Raw genomic sequence first — 6,973 nt, forward strand, 5'->3', positions numbered from 1 at the left:
CGGCGGGCACCGGCACCTCAGCGCAACCGGACCGTGCCGCCGGCGGGGACCGTCACCGGCGCCTGGCACGTCCATTCGGTCGGGCATGCCACGACCGCGCGACGCCCGGTCTCCGACTGCCGCAGGGTGTCCTCTGCACCGGCCTGGCGTGCGGAGTCGACGAGGTGGGCCCATCCGCCACCGCCCAGGGGCACGCTCTCCACCCACACGTCGTACAGGCCGAGGCTGCGGACGGGCGGCGCCACGGGGACCGTGTCGAGGGCGGCGGGCGAGTCGTCGACCGGCTCGACCTCGCCCTCCGAGTCCACGCGCACCACCTCGCCCGAGCGCAGCCGGGCGACCACGGCGGCACGCGACGCACCGTCGGCGAAGTCGGCGACGAACACCTCGACCTCCGGGAGCTCGACCACCACGTCCTCGAGGTGCAGCTGGCCCTCGGCGTACCACGCGACCGGGAGCCGGTTGGCCTCCGCGCGCACGGCCGGTGGCTCCGGCTGCGCCGCCCACCACGCCCACGCTGCGGCGAGCAGGGCCGCGACGGCGAGACCCGCGACGGCACGACGTGCGCCCCGCCGTCGACGCGCGGCGCGCACCTCCCCCGCGCGCTCGAGCCACTCCTCCGGCCCGTCACGCGGGTCGCGAGGACGTACGGCGTGGGGCGCTGGATCGCCCGGCCGCGCGGGCAGCCCCGCCCGCTCGCGCACCTCCGCCCAGAGCGTGACGTCGACCTGCTCGTCGCGCACCCGGCGCTGCCACGACCGACGGGCGGCGAGCAGGGCCTCGGCGACCGCGAGCCGCGCGCGGTCGCCCGGCACGCCCTCGTCCTCGAGGCCGCCGAYGAGGTCGGGCCAGCGCGCGTCGACGTACGTCGCGAAGTCGGTCCGCTCCGTCATGCCACCTCCCACCGTCCCGCCTCGCCCGGGCGGGCGTCGTGGACCGTTCGGATCCGGTGGCCGGCGCGGATGGGGTCAGGCGCTCAGCGACATCGGTCCGTAGACCTGGCGGTCGTGCTCGAACAGCGTCACCGCGGCGACGCCGTGCTCGGCCAGGTCGGCCCAGATCTCGCCGACCCACGACTCGGCGTCGCCCTGGTTGGCGAAGCGCTGGTCGGAGTGGCCGCCGACCTCGACGGCCTCGCCGGACGCGTCCTCGAGGCGCCACCACCACGGCCGCTCGGCGGCCGAGGGCTGGCGGAACGTCGGCGGCTGGCCGGGCAGCACGTCAGGACTCCTTGACCGACGGGTCGACGAAGGGCGGCTTGACCAGCTGGAAGATCTCGCGCCGGCCGCGGATGTCCACGCCGACCTGCGCGTCCTCGGCGACCATCGTCGGGATCAGCGCGAGCCCGATGCCCTTCTTCAGGGTCGGGGAGAAGGTGCCGGAGGTGATGTCGGCCAGCGGAACGTCGTGGGTCAGGGTGACGCCCATGCCGGGTCGCGGGATGCCGCGGCCGACGGCGACGAGCCCGCGCAGGCGACGCTTGGGCCCGTCCTCCTTGACCTTCACGACCGCGTCGCGGCCCCAGAAGGCGTTCTTCTTCCACCCGACCGCCCACGACAGCCCCGCCTCGACGGGGTTGGTGTCGAGGCTGATGTCCTGGCCGTGGAGGGGGTAGCCCATCTCGGTGCGCAGCGTGTCGCGGGAGCCGAGGCCGCACGCGGTGATGCCCCACTCCTCGCCGGCGGCCATCAGGTCGTCCCAGAGCCGGCCGGCCACGGAGTTGGCGACGACGAGCTCGTAGCCGCGCTCGCCGGTGTAACCGGTGCGGCACACGACGACGCCGACACCCGTGTCGCCCAGCTCGGCCTCGACGAAGGTCATGTAGTCGTGGCCGGTGGGCAGGCCGACCTTGTCGAGCACCTCGTCGGAGCGGGTGCCCTGGACCGCCAGCACGGCGTAGTCGTCGTGGTGGCTCCTGACCTTCACCTCGTCGGGCGCTGCGGCGGCGAGGCGGGCGACGACCTCGGCCGTGTTGGCCGCGTTGGGGATCAGCAGCACGTGCTCGAGGTCGTGCCAGTAGGCGATGAGGTCGTCGACGATGCCGCCGGACTCGTCGAGGCAGAGGGTGTACTGCGCCTTGCCGGGCTCGATCTTCGCGAGGTCGTTGGACAGCGTCGCGTTGACGAAGTCGGCGGCGCCCGGACCGGACACCATCGCCTTGCCGAGGTGGCTCACGTCGAAGATGCCGACGGCCTCGCGGACGGCCGTGTGCTCCTTCACGACACCGGTCGGGTACTCCAGCGGCATCGACCACCCACCGAACTCGGCGAACTTCGCGCCGAGGGCCTCGTGACGGTCGTGGAGGGGCGACTGCTTGAGCGATCCGGCCATGGCGCGAACCTACCGCAGCAGGATCTGCGTCAGGTCTCCCCTAACATGCCGCGGGTGACCTCTTACACCCTTCGCAGCGCCAGTCCCGCCAAGACCCGAGCCGACGCCGTCGTCGTCGGAGTGGTCGCTGGCCCGAAGGGTCCACGGCTGTGCGACGCCGCCGCGGACGTCAGTGCGGCGTACGGCCGCCGGCTGCGCCCCTTCCTCTCCACGATGGGCGTGACCGGCAAGGCCGGTGAGGCGGTCCGCACGCCGACGCGCGACGAGGTCAACGCCCCGCTGCTGGTGTTCGTGGGCCTCGGCGAGGACCCGACCGACCCCATCGCCGTACGCCGTGCCGCGGGCGTCGCGGCCCGCAACGTCCCCAACGCCGCCTCGGTCGCCCTCGCCCTGCCGAGCGACACCCCCGAGCTGGTCGCCGCGGTCGTCGAGGGCCACCGCCTCGGCGGCTACACGTTCACCGCCTACAAGTCCACGAAGTCCGAGACCACCGAGCCCAACGACGTCGTCGTGCTCACCGCCATCGCGCGAAAGGCCGACGCCGTCGCCGCCCTCGAGCGCGCGGAGGTCCTCGCCGATGCCGTCGCACTGGCCCGCGACTGGGTCAACACGCCGCCGCGCGACTGCACGCCCCCGCTGCTGGCCGACCTCGTCACGGCCGCGCACAAGGAGGTCACCAAGGGCCGCGGTGCGCCCAAGGTGAAGCTCGAGGTGTTCGACCACGAGCAGCTCGCCGAGATGGGGTGTGGCGGCATCCTCAGCGTCGGCGACTCCTCGGACGCGCCGTCCCGCCTGGTCAAGCTGACCTGGGCGCCGCAGGACGCCGTGGCGCACCTCGCGCTGGTCGGCAAGGGCGTCACCTTCGACTCCGGCGGCCTCACCATCAAGCCGTCCTCGAGCATGGTGAACATGAAGGGCGACATGGCCGGTGCGGCCAGCGTCGTCGCGGCCACCCTCGCCATCGCCAGGCTCGGCCTGCCGGTCAAGGTGACCGCGTTCGCGCCGATGGCCGAGAACATGGTGTCGGGCACCGCCACCCGCCCCGGTGACGTCATCACCATGCACAACGGGTCGACCGTCGAGATCGCCAACACCGACGCCGAGGGCCGGATGCTGCTGGGCGACGCACTCTCCCTCGCGGTGCAGGAGAAGCCCGACGTGGTCGTCGACATCGCCACCCTCACCGGCCACATGCAGCTGGCGCTCGGCGACAAGGTCGGCGCCGTCATGGGCACCGATGACGAGGTGCAGGTCGTCCTGGCCGCAGGCCGGGCCGCGGGCGAGCAGCACTGGCCGATGCCGATCCCGGAGGAGATGAAGGAGCGCATCACGTCCTCCAAGGTCGCCGACCTGCTCCAGCACGACTGGGTGCGCTGGGGCGGCGGCCTCTACGCGTCGGCGTTCCTGCGCGAGTTCACCGGCGGGCTGCCGTGGGCGCACCTCGACATCGCCGGCAAGGAGATCAACACCGGCGGCCCCTACGGCCACGTGCCCGCGGGCGCCACCGGCTTCGGGGTCACCACGCTCGTCGAGATCGCCCGCTCCGTCGCCGCGGGCCGGTCCGAGGACTGACCCGGGGGCTCGCGGCGCTGGGTGCCTCTCAGATGCCTTCGGCCTTCTTGCGCCGGTTGTAGTCGCGCATCCGCTGCGGCACGCCGACCACCGCGGCGTCGTACGACGGCACGCGGTGGCGGTTGGCGAAGTCGTGCGCCCACTTCACGCTCGGCACGCGCCGTCGGGTCCACTCGCCGTCGTGCGCGACCAGCAGGAGGGTCACGTCGTTGACGGCCGTGCGGGGCTCGACGAACCCCTCGACCCCCTGGCGGGTGGCGACGAAGGACTCGAGGTGACGCACGTCCTCGCCGTCGGAGGCACGCACGCGCGTCGAGCCGGTGCGGGTGGCGTCGCGCGCCGGAGCACTGGAGCGCCCTTGGCGGCGGAATCGGTCGAACAGGCCCATGGCGCACATTCTGCCGGGAGGTTCCCCATCGTGCGCGCGGATCGCCGGTTCGGCCCACCCGACCCGGTGTGGACAGCGTCGTGAAGAGTGCAAAGATGGACGCGCCGAGATGGTCGGTGCGAGTCGAGCGTGTGGAGGAAATCAGTGACGGACGGTGAGTTCGACGTCCTCGTCCTCGGGGCTGGATCGGGCGGTTACGCCTGTGCCCTGCGAGCGGCCCAGCTGGGCCTGAGCGTCGGGCTGGTCGAGAAGGGCAACCTCGGCGGCACCTGCCTCCACGTCGGCTGCATCCCGACCAAGGCCCTCCTGCACGCCGCGGAGGTCGCCGACTCGGCCCGCGAGGCCGCGCAGTTCGGCGTCACCGCCACCCTCGACGGCATCGACATGGCCGGCGTCAACGCCTACAAGGACAAGGTCGTCGACCGGCTGTTCAAGGGCCTCAAGGGCCTCATCAAGTCGCGCGGCATCACCGTCATCGAGGGCACCGGCACGCTGACCGGTCCCCGCGAGGTGACCGTCGACGGCACGGCCTACACCGGCAAGGCCGTCGTGCTGGCCTCCGGCTCCTACAGCAAGTCGCTGCCCGGCCTCGAGGTCGACGGCGAGAAGGTCATCACCTCCGAGCACGCGCTCCGCCTCGACCGCGTCCCGGCGTCCGCCATCGTGCTGGGCGGCGGCGTGATCGGCTGCGAGTTCGCGAGCGTGTGGAAGTCCTTCGGCTCCGACGTCACCATCATCGAGGCCCTCCCGCGGCTCGTCGCCGCCGAGGACGAGGCCTCCTCCAAGGCCCTCGAGCGTGCCTTCCGCAAGCGCAAGATCAGCTTCCTCACCGGCACCCCGTTCCAGAGCGTCAAGACCACCGACACCGGCGTCGCCGTCACCGTCGAGGGCGGCGACGTGATCGAGGCCGAGGTGCTCCTCGTCGCCGTCGGGCGCGGCCCCTCGACCGACGGCCTCGGCTACGCCGAGCAGGGCATCGAGATGGACCGCGGCTTCGTCCTCGCCGACGAGCGCTGCCGCACCAACGTCGAGGGCGTCTACGCCGTCGGCGACATCGTGCCCGGCCTCCAACTGGCCCACCGCGGCTTCCAGCAGGGCATCTTCGTGGCCGAGGACATCGCCGGCCTCGACCCGCGTCCCGTCGACGACGCCGGCATCCCGCGGGTGACGTACTCCCACCCGGAGATCGCGTCGGTCGGGCTCGACGAGGCGACGGCGCGCGAGCTCCACGGCGACGCGGTCACGACGGTGACCTACGACCTCGGCGGCAACGGCAAGAGCCAGATCCTCCAGACCCAGGGGTTCGTCAAGCTGGTCGCCCTGGTCGACGGCCCGGTCCTCGGCGTCCACATGGTGGGCGATCGGGTCGGTGAGCTCATCGGCGAGGCCCAGCTCATCTACAACTGGGAGGCACACGCCGACGACGTCGCGCCGCTCGTGCACGCCCACCCCACCCAGAACGAGGCCCTCGGCGAGGCGCACCTCGCGCTGGCCGGCAAGCCGCTCCACGCGCACTCCTGAACACCCCAGAATCTCCCCAACCAACGCGAGAAGGAAACACATGGCCTCCGAAGTCACCCTCCCCGCACTCGGCGAGTCCGTCACCGAGGGCACCGTCACCCGCTGGCTGAAGCAGGTCGGTGACACGGTTGCCGTCGACGAGCCGCTGCTGGAGGTCTCCACCGACAAGGTCGACACCGAGATCCCGTCGCCGGTCGCCGGCACGCTCCTCGAGATCAAGGCCAACGAGGACGACACCGTCGAGGTCGGCGCGGTCCTCGGCGTGATCGGCGAGGAGGGCGAGTCCGCGGGCGACGCCTCCGAGACCGCCGAGCCCGAGGCGCAGCCCCAGGACGAGGGCGAGTCGGAGAAGAAGGCCGAGCAGGAGGAGCAGGTCGCCGAGGACACCGGCGAGCTCCCCGAGGGCGACGAGACCCCCGAGTCGGAGAAGGACGACGCCCCGGCCGAGTCCGAGCCCGCGGCCGAGCAGGCCTCGTCCGGCGGCTCCTCCTCCGGTGGCGGCGGCGGTGGCGGCGGTACGCCGGTCACGCTGCCCGCGCTGGGTGAGTCCGTGACCGAGGGCACCGTCACCCGGTGGCTCAAGAAGGTCGGCGACGAGGTCGCCGTCGACGAGCCGCTCCTCGAGGTCTCCACCGACAAGGTCGACACCGAGATCCCCTCGCCCGTCGCCGGCACCCTGCTGGAGATCAAGGCCGAGGAGGACGAGACCGTCGAGGTCGGCGCCGAGCTCGCGATCATCGGGTCCGGCGACGCCGCGCCCGCGAAGTCCGACGAGCCGGAGCCCGAGCCCCAGGCAAAGGAAGAGCCGGAGGCGGAGCCCGAGCCCGAGCCCCAGGAGGAGTCGGCCCCCGAGCCGGAGCCCGAGGCCAAGGAGGAGCCGAAGCAGGAGGCCCCGAAGCAGGAGGCGCCTGCACGTACCGCGTCCGCCCCGAGCGAGGGCGGCCGCGACCAGTCGGCGTACGTCACTCCGCTGGTGCGCAAGATGGCCGACCAGCACGGCATCGACCTCGGGTCGGTGCAGGGCACCGGCGTCGGTGGCCGCATCCGCAAGCAGGACGTCCTCGACGCCGCGGCTGCTGCCCAGCAGGCTGCCGCGGCCCCGGCCGCTCCGGCTGCTCCGGCCGCCGCGCCCGCCGCCGCCGGCGCTCCGCCCGCTGCTGC

At 73.0% G+C, this 6,973-nt stretch carries 7 protein-coding genes; 3 read left to right on the plus strand and 4 right to left on the minus strand.

The genetic code is table 11. From position 1 onward, the window contains the following. Nucleotides 1–17: 17 nt before the first annotated feature. From ACXJKB_RS16845 to gcvT, 3 genes are all read right to left on the minus strand, one after another. Nucleotides 18–893, minus strand: coding sequence for a hypothetical protein (locus ACXJKB_RS16845; RefSeq protein WP_457190356.1), 876 nt, complete (start codon nt 891–893; stop codon nt 18–20). A gap of 75 nt (nt 894–968) precedes the next feature. Beyond that, nucleotides 969–1,220 carry a hypothetical protein gene (locus ACXJKB_RS16850; protein WP_457190358.1) on the minus strand — a complete coding sequence of 84 codons (252 nt, stop codon included), beginning with the start codon at nt 1,218–1,220 and terminating at the stop codon, nt 969–971. Nucleotide 1,221: 1 nt separating this feature from the next. Continuing rightward, entirely contained in the window at nt 1,222–2,331 is a 1,110-nt protein-coding gene (gcvT, locus tag ACXJKB_RS16855) for a glycine cleavage system aminomethyltransferase GcvT (RefSeq protein ID WP_457190359.1), read from the minus strand. Nucleotides 2,332–2,376: 45 nt separating this feature from the next. Here gcvT and ACXJKB_RS16860 point away from each other — a divergent pair, with 45 nt between their 5' ends. Next, on the plus strand, nt 2,377–3,903 hold the full coding sequence (locus ACXJKB_RS16860; protein ID WP_457190361.1) for a leucyl aminopeptidase: 1,527 nt from the start codon (nt 2,377–2,379) through the stop codon (nt 3,901–3,903). Between the two features lie 28 nt (nt 3,904–3,931). Here ACXJKB_RS16860 and ACXJKB_RS16865 read toward each other — a convergent pair whose 3' ends face one another. Next, entirely contained in the window at nt 3,932–4,291 is a 360-nt protein-coding gene (locus tag ACXJKB_RS16865; protein ID WP_300052602.1) for a hypothetical protein, read from the minus strand. A gap of 144 nt (nt 4,292–4,435) precedes the next feature. Between ACXJKB_RS16865 and lpdA the strand changes: the two genes are divergently transcribed. Next, nucleotides 4,436–5,812: a dihydrolipoyl dehydrogenase gene (gene lpdA / locus ACXJKB_RS16870; protein ID WP_457190363.1), complete on the plus strand. Its 1,377-nt coding sequence runs from the start codon at nt 4,436–4,438 to the stop codon at nt 5,810–5,812. 40 nt (nt 5,813–5,852) lie between these two features. Further along, nucleotides 5,853–6,973: biotin/lipoyl-containing protein (locus ACXJKB_RS16875; protein WP_457190365.1), on the plus strand; the 1,121-nt coding region annotated here is incomplete at its 3' end.

The organism is Nocardioides sp. P5_E3, from assembly GCF_054049275.1.